The sequence below is a fragment of the Anoxybacteroides rupiense genome (assembly GCF_014196195.1).
In the GTDB taxonomy this organism is placed as follows: domain Bacteria; phylum Bacillota; class Bacilli; order Bacillales; family Anoxybacillaceae; genus Anoxybacteroides; species Anoxybacteroides rupiense.
In genome coordinates, this window is the sequence record NZ_JACIDF010000003.1 from 180,172 (window position 1) to 195,145 (window position 14,974).

General features: G+C 44.1%; 11 protein-coding genes and 1 other annotated feature. Of the genes, 10 read left to right on the forward strand and 1 reads right to left on the reverse strand.

What is annotated here, in order from left to right; all coding sequences use genetic code 11:
• Window positions 1-24 precede the first annotated feature (24 nt).
• The 7 genes from GGQ95_RS06840 (at window position 25) to GGQ95_RS06870 (ending at window position 10,695) form a co-directional block, all read left to right on the forward strand.
• Window positions 25-345, forward strand: coding sequence for a hypothetical protein (locus GGQ95_RS06840; RefSeq protein WP_183186524.1), 321 nt, complete (start codon window positions 25-27; stop codon window positions 343-345).
• A gap of 84 nt (window positions 346-429) precedes the next feature.
• Window positions 430-664 (forward strand) — a binding site (T-box leader).
• A gap of 43 nt (window positions 665-707) precedes the next feature.
• The gene (pheS, locus tag GGQ95_RS06845) at window positions 708-1,742 is read left to right on the forward strand and encodes a phenylalanine--tRNA ligase subunit alpha (protein WP_044742992.1); all 1,035 of its coding nucleotides are present in this window, start codon (window positions 708-710) and stop codon (window positions 1,740-1,742) included.
• A gap of 15 nt (window positions 1,743-1,757) precedes the next feature.
• A complete protein-coding gene (gene pheT / locus GGQ95_RS06850; RefSeq protein ID WP_183186525.1) occupies window positions 1,758-4,172 on the forward strand; it encodes a phenylalanine--tRNA ligase subunit beta in 2,415 nt (804 codons plus the stop codon).
• A gap of 561 nt (window positions 4,173-4,733) precedes the next feature.
• Window positions 4,734-5,648, forward strand: a complete 915-nt coding sequence (locus GGQ95_RS06855) for an ABC transporter ATP-binding protein (RefSeq protein WP_066146374.1) — start codon at window positions 4,734-4,736, stop codon at window positions 5,646-5,648.
• Entirely contained in the window at window positions 5,641-6,588 is a 948-nt protein-coding gene (locus GGQ95_RS06860; protein ID WP_066146372.1) for an ABC transporter permease, read from the forward strand. The genes GGQ95_RS06855 and GGQ95_RS06860 overlap by 8 nt, the downstream gene beginning before the upstream one ends.
• Before the next feature lie 532 nt (window positions 6,589-7,120).
• Complete coding sequence (locus tag GGQ95_RS06865) at window positions 7,121-7,573, forward strand: MarR family winged helix-turn-helix transcriptional regulator (RefSeq protein ID WP_066146369.1); 453 nt, start codon at window positions 7,121-7,123, stop codon at window positions 7,571-7,573.
• Window positions 7,570-10,695 (forward strand): MMPL family transporter, encoded by a 3,126-nt coding sequence (locus GGQ95_RS06870; protein ID WP_066146366.1) that lies wholly within the window; start codon window positions 7,570-7,572, stop codon window positions 10,693-10,695. The genes GGQ95_RS06865 and GGQ95_RS06870 overlap by 4 nt, the downstream gene beginning before the upstream one ends.
• A 224-nt stretch (window positions 10,696-10,919) precedes the next feature.
• Here GGQ95_RS06870 and rnhC read toward each other — a convergent pair whose 3' ends face one another.
• Entirely contained in the window at window positions 10,920-11,843 is a 924-nt protein-coding gene (gene rnhC / locus GGQ95_RS06875; RefSeq protein WP_159720243.1) for a ribonuclease HIII, read from the reverse strand.
• A gap of 489 nt (window positions 11,844-12,332) precedes the next feature.
• Here rnhC and zapA point away from each other — a divergent pair, with 489 nt between their 5' ends.
• From zapA to polX, 3 genes are all read left to right on the forward strand, one after another.
• Window positions 12,333-12,599, forward strand: a complete 267-nt coding sequence (gene zapA, locus GGQ95_RS06880; protein WP_044742986.1) for a cell division protein ZapA — start codon at window positions 12,333-12,335, stop codon at window positions 12,597-12,599.
• A 4-nt stretch (window positions 12,600-12,603) separates the two neighbouring features.
• Entirely contained in the window at window positions 12,604-13,143 is a 540-nt protein-coding gene (locus tag GGQ95_RS06885) for a CvpA family protein (protein WP_066146359.1), read from the forward strand.
• 94 nt (window positions 13,144-13,237) lie between these two features.
• A complete protein-coding gene (polX, locus tag GGQ95_RS06890) occupies window positions 13,238-14,974 on the forward strand; it encodes a DNA polymerase/3'-5' exonuclease PolX (RefSeq protein ID WP_080862092.1) in 1,737 nt (578 codons plus the stop codon).

A 14,974-nucleotide genomic window follows, 5' to 3' on the forward strand; every position in this document is an offset into this window, starting at 1 on the left:
GAATCCTAAAAGAAACGATTCAATATGGAAAAGCATTGTTCCATGCGGTTATTGAACGGCTCGATGTACAAAATGCCCGAAATGGAACAAATGAAGAGGGGCATTGCTCATTTGCAAGGAGAGGTGATGCGGTTCAAAGAAGACGCCTCTGCGCAAAAAGAAGATGTGGCTATGTTAAAAAAGAGAGAGTTCCAGTTTAACATCATCCACCGAGAAGTCTTCCATTTCTTAACGAGGGGGAGATGGGGAGGTTCGTCAGAGGAACAAGCACGGCAAGTAGAGCGGCTTTCGGCTCACACAATGGAGCAAGAAGCTGATATAGTGGAATGGCGAAGCATGAGATAGTAATCGTATATGTTTGTTCGCTCAGCAGATAGTGGTTGCAACAGATGGATGGATTGCCTATAATATAAAAATAATGAAATAAGAAAAATAACGATGAAAGAGAAGAGTAGCTTGTCCCTCGCCATCCAGGGAGAAAACGCCGGAGACTGGGAGCGTTTTTATGGTAGAAGCAAGTGAATTCACCTCTGGAGTTGACGCTTGGACCATTTTGCTATTGCAAAATGTAAAGGCGTTCCGGCCATGGCCGTTATCGCAATGAAGTGAACAGCGCTTTTTCGCTGTTAACAAGGGTGGTACCGCGATTTCACTCGTCCCTTATGCAGGGGGCGAGTTTTTTATTTTTGCATAGAGGAGGTTTTTTCATGAAAGAACGTTTACAGCAGCTTCAGCAAGAGGCGCTTGAAAAAATTACGCAGGCGAATGACTTAAAAGCGCTCAATGAGGTGCGCGTAGCGTATCTCGGCAAAAAAGGACCGATTACCGAAGTGCTGCGCGGAATGGGAGCATTGTCTCCTGAGGAACGCCCAGTGATGGGGGCGCTTGTCAATGAGGTGCGTGAAGCGATCCAAACAGCAATCGAAGAAAAACAAGCAGAGCTTGAGCAACAGGAGGTCGAGAAAAAATTAGCAGCTGAAGCGATTGATGTAACGCTTCCAGGGCGCCCAGTGCGCCGAGGAAATCATCATCCTTTGACGCGCGTAATTGAAGAAATTGAAGATTTGTTTATCGGCATGGGGTATACGATTGCCGAAGGGCCAGAAGTCGAAAAAGACTATTACAACTTCGAGGCTCTCAATCTTCCGAAAGGTCATCCGGCGCGCGATATGCAAGATTCGTTCTATATTACAGAGGAAATTTTGCTGCGCACGCATACATCTCCGGTACAGGCGCGCACGATGGAGAAGCATCAAGGACGCGGTCCTGTGAAAATCATTTGCCCGGGAAAAGTATACCGACGGGACAACGACGATGCGACGCATTCACATCAGTTTACTCAAATTGAAGGGCTCGTTGTCGATGAGAACATCCGCATGAGCGATTTAAAAGGAACGCTGCGCGAGTTTGCCCGCAAGATGTTTGGCGAAGATCGCGACATTCGTTTTCGTCCAAGCTTTTTCCCGTTTACGGAGCCGTCTGTGGAAGTGGATGTCTCTTGCTTTAATTGTGGCGGCCATGGCTGTAACGTATGTAAAGGTACAGGCTGGATTGAAATTTTAGGGGCTGGAATGGTACATCCAAATGTATTAGAAATGGCCGGTTTTGATTCAAAAAAATATACCGGCTTTGCGTTCGGGATGGGGCCTGAACGCATCGCGATGCTGAAATACGGCATTGACGACATCCGCCATTTCTATCAAAACGATGTTCGTTTCTTGCAACAATTCAACCGGGTGTAAAGGGAGGTTTGATGGATGTTTGTTTCATATAAATGGCTGCAGGAATATGTTGATTTAACAGGAGTAACAGCAAAAGAATTAGCAGACCGCATCACGAAAAGCGGAATCGAAGTGGAAAGTGTTGAAGTGTTAAACAAAGGGGCGAAAGGCGTCGTGATCGGCCATGTCGTGGAGCGTGACCAGCATCCAAACGCCGATAAATTAAGCAAATGCCTCGTCGATGTTGGTGAGGGAGAACCGGTGCAAATCATTTGCGGCGCTCCGAATGTCGCTAAAGGACAAAAGGTAGCAGTCGCAAAGGTTGGCGCGGTATTGCCAGGCAATTTCAAAATTAAACGTGCGAAATTGCGCGGTGAAGAATCAAACGGAATGATTTGCTCATTGCAGGAGCTTGGCATCGAGCCGAAACTTGTGCCAAAAGAGTACGCTGACGGTATTTTTGTGTTTCCTAGCGATGCTCCGGTGGGAGCCGATGCGCTTGAACTGCTCCATTTGGATGATGAAGTGTTGGAGCTTGGTTTGACGCCGAACCGCGCGGATTGTTTAAGCATGATCGGTGTCGCTTATGAAGTGGCCGCGATTTTAGGCCGAAGCGTGAAGCTGCCTGAGAGGGGGGTTCATGAAAATCATGAAGATGTTCACCATTACATTTCTGTGCGCGTCGATGCACAAGAGGATAATCCTCTTTATGCCGGACGAATTGTGAAAAACGTCAAAATTGGCCCATCACCGCTTTGGATGCAAGCGCGCTTGATGGCGGCCGGCATTCGTCCACACAATAACGTTGTTGATATTACAAACTACATTTTGCTTGAGTACGGCCAACCGCTTCATGCTTTTGATTATGACCGCCTTGGCTCCAAAGAGATTGTCGTCCGCCGCGCGAAAGCGGGTGAAACAATGGTAACGCTAGACGATGTCAAACGAACATTAACCGACGATCATCTTGTTATTACGAACGGAAGCGAGCCGGTTGCGTTAGCCGGAGTGATGGGCGGCGCGAATTCCGAAGTGCAAAATAATACGAAGACGGTATTTATTGAATCGGCCTATTTTACAAGTCCGATTATCCGCCAAGCGGTAAAAGACCATGGCTTGCGCAGCGAAGCGAGCACGCGCTTTGAGAAAGGGATCGATCCAGCACGTACGAAGGAAGCGCTGGACCGTGCGGCAGCGTTAATGGCGGAGTACGCAGGCGGTGAAGTGGTCGGTGGCGTAGTGGAAGCAAATACATGGCAGCCGAAAGAAGTGACGGTCACAATTACGCTTGATCGCATTAATCAAGTGCTTGGCACAGCGATTACGAAAGAAGAAGTGGCCCATATTTTGACGAACTTGCAATTTGCTTTCACGGAAGATAACCAAACGTTTACGGTAACTGTGCCATCACGGCGCCGCGATATCGCCATTGAAGAAGATATCATTGAAGAAGTGGCACGTCTGTACGGCTATGACAACTTGCCGGCCACTCTCCCAGTTGCTGAAGCCACTCCGGGCAAGCTGACCGCATATCAGGCGAAACGCCGCAAAGTGCGCCGTTATTTAGAAGATGCTGGCTTATTCCAAGCGATTACGTACTCGCTCACCAATGAGGCGAAGGCGACTATGTTTGCGCTTGAGGCTGCCGCGCCGATTCGTTTGGCCCTACCGATGAGCGAAGAGCGAAGTGTTCTGCGGCAGAGCCTGGTGCCTCATCTGTTAGAAGCAGCCAGCTATAACCGCGCTCGCCAAGTCGAAAACGTATCGTTATACGAGATCGGCTCTGTCTATTTGACAAACAGCGAGAGCGAGTTGCCAAACGAAAAAGAACGTCTTGCTGGAGTGATGACAGGGGCGTGGCATGTGCACTTATGGCAAGGAGAGAAAAAAGCGGTTGATTTCTATGTAATCAAGGGAATTTTAGATGGATTGTTTGCGCTGTTAGGATTAGAGAAACGCATCGAATACAAGCAAGCGAAACGCGAACATCTTCATCCGGGAAGAACAGCCGATATTTTGTTAGACAGCCAAACGATCGGCTTTGTCGGCCAGCTTCATCCGGTCGTGCAAAAAGAGTATGACTTAAAAGAAACGTATGTGTTTGAACTTGCGTTAGCGGACGTATTAAACGCCGATGTCGAAGAAATCCGCTATGCGGCGATTCCGCGCTTCCCATCGATCGCGCGCGACATTGCCCTTGTCGTCGACGAACATGTCGTCGCTGGCGATGTGCAAAAAGCGATTGTCGCAGCGGGCGGTGCGCTGTTGAAAGACGTCGCGATTTTCGACGTGTATAAAGGCGACCGCCTCCCAGACGGGAAAAAATCAATCGCCTTCGCGCTCCGTTACTACGATCCAGAGCGCACGCTTACTGATGAAGAAGTTACAGTTGTTCACGAACAAGTCATTAAAGCAGTGGAACAACAATTCGGCGCTACGTTGCGTGGATAAAAAGGAAATCCCCATCTTATGCCAAGGCGTAGGATGGGGGTTTTTATCATCATGAACTTTTCCGTACTAAAAATAACTTACCTCCCACTGTTGAAAAATAGAATCTGTTTTTGAATATATGTCCCAGCTTGATTATTCGATTTATATCGCTCTCCAATAGATCCAATACCGAAAGCTTATACCGATTTTTCAATCTGAGTCAATCGATCTTTATATTTTTTTGATTCCATGTGTCATTTTTTTGATATAATACCAGTTCAGAGAAATTAAACTTATAGGTCCCCCTCTCTTTATTTTATGGAATAATTTTGAAACCTATTGCAGCCTATGTTCGTTATTATGGAGGGAGGGGAATGGATGAACATGATCTCATATCTTATGAGGCTGTCTTGATCGAAGCATGGCTGTTCTATGATTTGAAAAAAGAGAATTCGTTGATAGGTCCATTCATAGGGAACCGTGTAGCGATTTTTTGCTTTTTCTTGGCGCTTGGAGGATGGCTTCATGCAGGACAGCAAGAAAGAAGGGATCAGAAAACGAGGCAAAGGAGAGAAAAAGCTTATGAACCCGCTTTTGCAGTTAAAGAATGTCCGAAAAGATATTGGAAGTAAAACGATTATTCATGATTTGTCACTCGAGGTATTTGCCGGTGAAGTATTTGGCTTTCTTGGGCCGAATGGAGCCGGAAAAACGACAACCATCCGGATGATTGTGGGATTAATGGATATTACGAGCGGCGAAGTGCTGATCAATGGCATCGATGTCGCTAAAAATTTTGAAAAAGCGATTCGGTATGTTGGCGCTATCGTTGAAAATCCAGAAATGTATAAATTTTTGACTGGGTACCAAAACTTGCTGCACTATGCCCGGATGACAAGTGGAGTGACGAAAGACAGAATTGATGAAGTGATCAAACTAGTAGGATTAGAGCATCGCATTCACGACAAGGTCAAAACATATTCACTCGGTATGCGGCAGCGTTTAGGACTCGCCCAAGCACTGCTTCATCGTCCCTCTCTGCTTATTTTAGACGAACCGACAAATGGACTTGATCCTGCGGGTATTCGTGAAATTCGCGATTATTTACGGAAGCTGGCCAGAGAAGAAGGATTGGGAATTGTTGTATCCAGCCACCTTTTATCTGAAATGGAGATGATGTGCGACCGTTTTGCGATCATCCAGCATGGAAAGCTAGTGACGATTGAAGCGGTACAGGAGCTGTCAAAACAAGCGCAAAAGGTATTATGGATCGTAGACCCGATTGAAAAAGCGGCACAGGTGGTTCAAGAACGCTTTCCTCACTATCATATTCAGCAAAATGGGCAAGGGATAGAAGTGGACATCGATTATCACGACATTCCAAAGCTCAATGCCGCTTTAGTAGCCGAACATGTCCAAGTATACGGAATTCAGGTGCTAGCAAAATCGCTGGAAGAAAGATTTCTTGAAATGACGGGAGGAAACGAAATTGTCTAACTTTTTTTCACTTATTCGCAATGAAAACATGAAAATTTATTATCGGTTTGGCACATGGTTTATGATTGGGTTGCTCGTGCTAGTTGCCGTTGCCGGTGCGATTATCGTCAAAACAAGCTATCGCGAACCGACGGACTGGAGAAAGGAGGTAACAGCAGAGACTGCTAGTTTTAAAGCAAGTTTAGAAGAAGGGAATATTTCAAAAACATATAAAGATTATTTAACACAGCAGCTGAAAATTAACGAATATCGTCTAAAACATGATATTAAACCGATCGCGTCCAATACATTTTGGGGATATCTTGAAAGCTCGGCTGGCATGATTTCTCTTGTTACGTTGTTTACAATCATTGTCGCCGCAGGAAGTGTGGCTAGCGAGTTTTCATGGGGAACGATTAAACTGCTGCTGATCCGGCCGACAAACCGCGCTAAAATTTTGCTTTCGAAATACATGGCTGCTTTGTTGTTTGCGATTGGGTTGCTCGTTCTTTTGTTTGCGGTTTCCGCGATAAGCGGCGCTGCCCTTTTTGGGATCGAGACGATCAAAGAGCCGTATTTAGCGTATCAAAACGGCGAGGTCGTAGAAAAGAGCATGATATGGTATGTATTGCAAATGTATGCGCTCAATTGCGCTGACTTAGTGATGATGACCACTTTCGCTTTTATGATTTCGACCGTTTTTCGCAATCAATCGCTTGCGATTGGCTTAGCCACTTTTTCCTTATTTATTGGTCCGCAGATCACATATTTCTTAGCGATGAAATTTGACTGGGCTAAATATTTGTTGTTTGCCAATACCAATTTGTCCCAATATCTTGATGGAATGCCGATGGTCGAAGGAATGACGATGTCGTTTTCGATTATGATGCTGCTTCTTTATTTTCTCGTGTTTAATGCACTTGCATGGTTGATTTTTCAAAAGCGTGACATCGCTGCTTAAAAGAGGAGGACACGAACGATACAAGTTTGAGAAAGGATGCCGAATTTTAAAGGCATCCTTTTATGCTGGAAAAGCAGCGATTGGCTTTAAAGCTCATTCGGTGATTGGATCTTTGCAAACGGCTTTTCTTTTCGAAAAAATCATTTGGATAGCAACATCATCCACTGAAAAGTCTTCCACTTCTTTAACCAAGTGTCGGTGGGAGACATACATTTATCGGGGGTTCCGAAGCACCTGCTTGACGAACTCCCCTACGTTTTGGACATGAGAGCATCGCTGTCGTCAAAATTTGAAAGTAAGAGCATATGATTAAGAATGGCCGCCCCCATATTCTGAAGGTTACACGCTATAAGCCTCGCATAAGAATGCTATTGCGACATAAAATATATGTGCGGTTTTTTGGCGTCTCCGATTTCATCTCATTCTTTCGCTTTTTATTATGGCATGATCAATATTTTTCTCATTGACTTTTTCGAGTGTAATAGTTATATTGTTTAACAGTTAAATAGTTTAACTATTGGGTGGTGATTTTTTGCAGTCGAAAAAAGTAAAAGAGCTGGTTGAACGGTATCTTTCCGTTTCATTTGATGTGATGAAAAGGGGGGCGATGCTTGTCAAGTGTGAGCTTGACGAAGACATAACAAACGATCAATATTATTTGCTGCGCTATATGTACAAGCGAGGCATTTGCACCTCGACAGAGCTTGCTTCCGCATTTATTGTCAATAAAAGTGCGATTACTGCGATGACCAATCGTCTTGTAGAAAAAGAAATGGTTCGCAGGATACGGGATGAAAAAGATCGCCGCGTTATTTACTTAACATTAACCGAAAAAGGGATGCGGTGGTTTCAAGAGACAGAAGAAAAAATTCATAAACTTGTCGGATCATTCATAACTAAATTTTCAGAGCAAGAAATTGAAATGTTTCTTCAACTGTATGAAAAACTGGCATCTGCTTTGCATGAAATGGAGGTAGAAGCGTGAGGGCGATTATTAAAGGGAAATGGTTGGTATTAGGCATATGGGTGCTTGCAGCTGTGCTGTTAGTCATGACAGCCCCGAATATGGCCGACCTTATTCGCGAAAAAGGACAAATTACGGTTCCGAAAGGATATTCCTCGACATTGGCTTCCGAGATCTTGGAGGAAGTCCAGAAGAAGCAGAAAACGGGCGATGAATTGAGCGTGGCGCTTGTGTTTCACCGCGATGGGAAGTTGACCGATCGGGATTGGAAAGAAGCGGAACAAGCGATTGAACAATTAGAAAAGAATAAAGATAAGCTTGGTATTACACAAATTGTATCGCCTTTTCAAGAAAAAGAGCTAAAAGATCAGCTTGTGTCCAAAGATGGAACCACCATACTCACATCGCTTAAAATAGAGCGGAACGATCGCAGCGCCAAACAAATGAGTGATGCGTTGTACAAGGCGATTGATAATATTTCGTTAGAGCACTATTATACAAGCGGCTGGATGATCGATGAAGATGTTGTAGTCAGCTCGCAAGAAGGAGTAAAGAAAACAGAAGGAATTACAGTCGTCTTTATTTTAGCGGTTTTATTAATTGTATTCCGTTCACCAGTGGCGCCGTTTATTCCGCTGCTCGCAGTCGGAATCACATATGTCGTATCGCAATCCATTGTGGCCTTTTTAGTTGATCAAGTGAATTTTCCGCTTTCGACGTTTACTCAAACCTTTTTAGTGGCGGTATTGTTCGGAATTGGAACAGACTACTGCATTTTGCTTTTAAGCCGTTTTAAAGAAGAATTGTCGCGGCAGGGAACCAAAACAGAGGCCATTGTGGCCACGTATCGCACCGCTGGAAAGACCGTGTTATTTAGCGGTTTTGCCGTTATGATTGGTTTTGCGGCGATCGGGTTGTCAACATTTAAGTTATATCAATCCGCCGCAGCTGTTGCCGTTGGGATTGCTGTGCTTCTCATAGCGCTGATGACACTTGTTCCATTTTTTATGGCGGTGCTTGGTCCAAAGCTATTTTGGCCATTAAAAGGCTCGCTTGAGCATAAACAAAGCAAGCTATGGGAAGTAGCAGGACGCTTTTCCTTTGCCAAACCGCTTGTATCGCTCGCGATTGTAGCGGTGATTACGCTTCCTGTCTTATTAACATATGATGGGAAATTGTCGTTCAACTCTATGGAGGAGATTGGTGACCATTATTCATCGGTTAAAGCATTTAATATTATTGCCGATAGCTTTGGTCCAGGAGAAGCGATGCCGACGCAAATTGTCATGAAAAATGATGAAAATATGAATTCTGATGAATATTTTTATTTAATTGAAAAAATGAGCAGAGAAATTGAGAGGGTCGATGGCGTCGACCACGTTCGCTCTGTCACTCGGCCAACAGGAGAGCCGATTGAGCAGCTATTTGTGACAGAACAAGCAAAGCAGCTGAAAGATGGAATTGGCCAAGGAGCAGACGGCATCGAACAAATTCGCTCCGGATTAAGTCAAGCAAGCCAACAGTTGTCTGCTTCTGCGCCGCAATTGAAACAGGCGACAGATGGGATTCAAGGGCTTGTATCAGGCACGAATCAATTGAAAACAGGAGTCAGCGATTTGCAGAAAGGATTACAGCAAATTGAGAAAGGCGTTCGCGATGGCTCAGTAGGGGCTGGAGAAATTAAAAACGGCCTTGCATCCGTGCAAGCAAATGCTAAAAAATTGCTGGCAGGAGCAGAACAGCTTCTGCAAGGCTATGAAAGCGCCGGTTCTGGATTATCGTCATTGCTTGGGCAATATGAACAAATACAGTCCGGCATGAGCGTGTTATCACAGCAATTGTCAGCGGTAAATGGTTCGTTGAATCATATTGAGCAAACACATCCGGAGTTACAGCAAGATGCTGAGTATCAACAAACAAAAGCAGGAGTGGCTCAGCTTGCCGAGCAGTCCAAGCAAATGGCTGGAGGATTGGCCCAACTGAATGGCGCATTGCAAAAAACAACCGCCGGTGTGCGCCAAGCCAATCGTTCGTTTCATGATCTGATTGCTGGACAAAAAGCGCTGATTGATGGCATGACCAAATTAATCGCTGGATTGGAACAGTTGCAGCAAGGAATGGATAAAGCTGCGGACGGCCAGCAGCAAATTGTTCAACAATTGCCGCAACTCGCTAATGGATTAAATCAAGTGAATAATGGACAGGAGCAGCTATTGACAGGTTTTTCACAGCTTGATGGGCAAATGAATGAGCTTATCGGGGGATTAGACCAAAGCGTGAACGGGCTCAAACAGGTCGAAAATGGCCTTGGCTCTGCACAAAGCTACCTCTCTGAGTTATCATCTTCGCCAGATGAAGAATTAGCGGGATGGTATATGCCAAAACAAGTGCTTGAAAGCCAAGAATTTGCTCAGGCTAAAGAAGCTTATATGTCGAAGGATGGAAAAGTTGTCACAGTAGATGTTGTATTTAAGAAAAATCCTTATTCGACAGAAACAATCAATCAAGTGAAAGAATTGAAGCAGGCCATTAAGCGAGCGGTTAAAGATACAAAATTAGAAAACGCCAAAGTAGGAATCGGCGGAGTTACAAGCGTTTATTCGGATTTAGACCAAGTTTCGCAAAAAGATTATTCGCGCACGGTCATGTTTATGTTTATCGGAATTGCGCTGATTTTGATCGCTTTATTGCGCTCGTTTATCATGCCGATGTATTTGATTTTATCGCTTGTATTGACATACTACACGTCGATGGCTGTCACAGAATTGATTTTCGTCAATCTGCTTGGTTATGCCGGAATTAACTGGGCAGTGCCGTTTTTCGCTTTTGTGATCTTAATGGCGCTTGGCATTGATTACAGCATTTTCTTAATGGATCGTTTCAACGAGTATAAGGATAAGCCAATACAGGAAGCGATGATTGAGGCAATGAAAAATATGGGAACGGTCATTATTTCTGCCGTTGTCATTTTAGGCGGAACATTTGCAGCTATGTACCCATCCGGCGTGCTTTCATTGCTGCAAATTGCGACCATTGTTTTAACAGGATTAATTCTATATGCTTTTGTCGTCCTGCCGCTATTTATCCCTGTGATGGTCAAAATGTTCGGAAAGGCGAACTGGTGGCCGTACATCAGACAATAAATAGGTTTTTCGTTAGCTTAAAAACCGGAGCAAGAGAGATGTTGTGCTCCGGTTTTTGTTTTTGAACAGTTGAAGATCTAGAGGAGACGGACAAAAGCTATATAAGAAGTAAGCAATGCCCAGATGGTCGCAAAAAAGCTATGCGTTCCCGCTTCGATATAATTGGAGGATGAGATTGAAAAACGGCTTCGCTTCTTTACCTATCGCCCTGTTTTCCTGGATGGTTACTTAAACTTCATAGCGATTTGCTTCGCTTTTTCCGTATTGGCGAAATGGAGTTTGGCACATGCTTCGAGAGAGGCCTCGCCGTGGGTTTGAATGAGGCTGGCGGCCGCTCTGTCAACATGCTCTCCTGCGCCTTTAGGGAGATTCATTCCCATTTGCTCGCTTAATTTGTCCATTTCGTGCAAAAATAGATAACGGGCAATGATCGAAGCGGCCGCTACCGCGATATGGACCGTTTCTGCTTTTGGAATGCAATAGACGTGATCGCGGATGACATGGCGTTCCCCTTCTAGATAGAGAAAATATCGATCACGTTCAATAAACTGATCAATGATAATGGCTTCAGGTGATGCGGGAGCCAGCTTTTGTACAAGCTTTTTGATCGCTTCATTATGAAGCAGCGCCTTTATTTTTGTTTGCGGCATTCCGTTTTGTTGCCACTGGTTATAAGTGTGGTTTGAAAGCACAGCTTGCTCATACTCGATTTTTTCCATCAATAAAGGAGCAAGACGGCAAATCGCCTCATCTGTCAATTGCTTCGAGTCTTTGACGCCCATTTTTGCAAGTGAAGAGATTTGCTCTTTAGCGACATAAGCGGCCACAACGACGATCGGGCCGAAATAATCGCCTGTCCCTACTTCATCTGAACCGACGGCAGACACAATGGACAATCGCGAAGAAGATGTGTTTTGCTCTTTCAATGTCGGCTGCTGTGAAGCAGGAATGCTCCATATTTGTGCTTCTTTCTCTGCTTCTTTCCCTTGGAATAGCACCTTTCCTGATCGGTAGGCAGTAATCGTGCAGCCATTTTTTTTTGCAACAAATAAAGCGCCGGCAGGAAGATGCCCTGTTATATACGAATTATAATACTGTTCCATGCGCTTTATCGTACTTTCTGTCGCTTGTATAACATAATTAGCCACTATATTCACCTTCTTATCAATGGATTGGGATGTTGAATCATCCTTGTTTTTTCATTCGATTCTTCGCGTTTCGGCTGTAATCACTCCATGTTTCTTACTATTTTGACCGATCATGAAGAAAAATCGATTTCATTTTATGATACTATCATAAAGAATGGAATGCTGTCTTTTATGGTTTCACTATGTACATAGCTGCATCTTGAAGAAAGAACTGCTCATCTATGAACGTCCCCCGCCTCCACTTTGTTTAGAGGTGGGTGACTTCTCGGTGGATGATGTTAAACAGCTAAAGAATGCCTTCGTCACGTATAGCGTGGCAAACATTCAAACGAATGTTCGTTGAAGCGATGTTATAAACCAAGAATGAATTCTTTCTAAATGGAGAGACTTGATACTTGGATAGATAAGTAAGAAAAACATGTTTACTTTAACTATAACAGCATTCATGATATGATAAACAATAGGATTTTGCAGAATGGGGGAAATCATTTGGCGGAGCAACACAAAACGCGAATTACAGTCGATATATACGGACAACAATACTCCATTGTTGGTACGGAAAGCTCTAGCCATATTCGGTTAGTAGCATCGATTGTAGATGATAAAATGCGGGAAATAAGCTCAAAAAATCCGACACTTGATGTCACAAAGCTAGCCGTGTTAACAGCAGTTAACGCTGTTCATGAATATATTAAATTGAAAGAGGAATATGACCGACTTTTACAACAAATGAAGAAACGAGAAAAGGATGAGTGATTCCATGGTGGATGTCGTATTGCTTTTCATCCTTTTAACAGGGTTTATGATCGGATTAAAGCGAGGATTTATTTTGCAGTTTATCCATATGGCAGGTTTTCTGATTGCTTTTATTATTGCCTATATGAATTATGAAAAATTGGTGCCGACGCTGCGATTGTGGATTCCATATCCTTCCTTTGGAGATCCAGAGACGGTAAAGATGCTATTTGAAAGCGCTCACCTTGATGAGGCATATTATCGAGCAATGGCGTTTGCCCTTTTATTTTTTGCGACAAAAATTGTGATGCAAATCATCGGCTCGATGCTTGATTTTGTTGCACAACTGCCTCTTTTAAGAAGCATCAACCGCTGGGCGGGCGGAGCTCTTGGATTTGTCGAGGTGTATTTGCTTGTCTTTTTATTGCTGTATATCGGAGCTCTTATTCCGATTGAAAGCTGGCAGGCTCAATTGCAGAATTCTTTGATGGCAGGTGCGATTGTCAAGCATACTCCTTTTTTATCGGATATGCTGAAGCATATGTGGATTCACTACATATCGTAGTAACTTCTCTATGAGAGTAGAGAAGTTTTTTGTGTTTTTCCAAGAAAACCTGTATCATTTTTGTAGTGAATGGTACGGACAGGTGGTGTTTCAAATGAAAAATAAAAAAGATGTTATTCATTTACTAGAAACGATTGCTTTATATATGGAAATCAAAGGAGAAAACCCATTTAAAGTTTCTGCCTTTCGCAAAGCCGCTAACGCTTTAGAGACGGATGAGCGCAGCCTAACGGAAATGGATGACTTTACGAAATTGGCTGGCATCGGAAAGGGAACAGCGGCTGTGATTACTGAATTTCTCGAGACGGGAACCTCTAAAACGCTTGAAGAATTGCAGAAGGAAATTCCCGATAGTCTTCTTTCTCTTTTAAAGATCCCAGGACTTGGAGGGAAAAAAATTGCAAAGTTGTACCAAGAGCTGGGTGTAACGGATATGGCTACTCTCAAAGCTGCTTGTCTGGCACAGCGTGTTCAAAAGCTTCCTGGATTCGGAAAAAAAACAGAGGATAAAATTCTTGCCGCCATTGAAGAGGTGGGGTCGCGTCCCGAGCGCTTGCCTGTTGCCGCTGTCTTGCCTATTGCGGAAGAGATTGAGGCACAGCTTAGAGAAATGAAAGAAATCATTCGTTTTTCCCGTGCTGGCAGCCTGCGGCGCATGAAAGAAACGGTAAAGGATTTAGATTTTATAATTGCGACGAAACGTCCGGAGAAGGTGCGTGAACAACTGCTGCAACTTGCCCATATTTCGCAAATTATTGCCAAAGGAGATACGAAAGTTTCGTTGCAGCTTCGTTATGAATATGAAATTGCTGTTGATTTTCGCTTAGTGACCGAAGAACAGTTTGCGACAACTCTGCATCATTTTACAGGCTCTAAAGAACACAATGTTCGCATGAGGCAACTGGCGAAAGAACGAGGCGAAAAAATCAGTGAATACGGGGTTGAACAAGTAGAAACAGGGAGAGTCATGACATTTGCAAGCGAGCAAGAGCTTTTTGCTCATTTTCAGCTGCCGTTTATTCCTCCTGAGCTGAGGGAAGATGGAAGCGAGGTTGAAAAATATCAGAAAGATTATCCACTCATTGAGCTATCTGATATTCGCGGCGATTTGCATATGCACTCAACTTGGAGCGATGGCGCTTGCTCCATTGAAGAAATGGCAGAAGCGTGCCGAAAAAAAGGCTACCATTATATGGCCATTACCGATCACTCCCAATTTTTGAGGGTAGCCAACGGTTTAACGGTGGAACGTCTGAAGAGACAAAGGGAAGAAATTGAACGTTTAAATGCAAAATATCGCGATTTTACTATTTTAGCAGGCATTGAAATGGATATTTTGCCAGATGGAACGCTTGACTACGATGACGATGTATTGAAAGATTTAGATTTTGTGATTGCTGCCATTCATACGGGATTCTCTCAAGATCAAGAGACGATCATGAAGCGGCTAAAGACGGCTTTCGAAAATATTCATGTCGATTTAATTGCTCATCCAACGGGACGGCTGATTGGGCGGCGCAGCGGTTATGCGGTTGATATCGACAGGCTGATTGAGTTAGCCAAGGAAACGAATACAGCCCTTGAGCTGAACGCCAATCCCCATCGTCTCGATTTAACCTATGCCTACTTAAAAAAAGCGCAGGAAGCAGGAGTAAAAGTGGCTATTAATACAGATGCCCATCACCTGCAGATGCTTGATGATATGAAGGTGGGGGTTGCGGCTGCGCGCAAAGGTTGGATTCGCAAAGAAACGGTGATGAATACATGGCCGCTTGAAAAGCTGCAGGAATTTTTACGCCGCCATGAGTACAATCACGAACGGAAGAGGTGA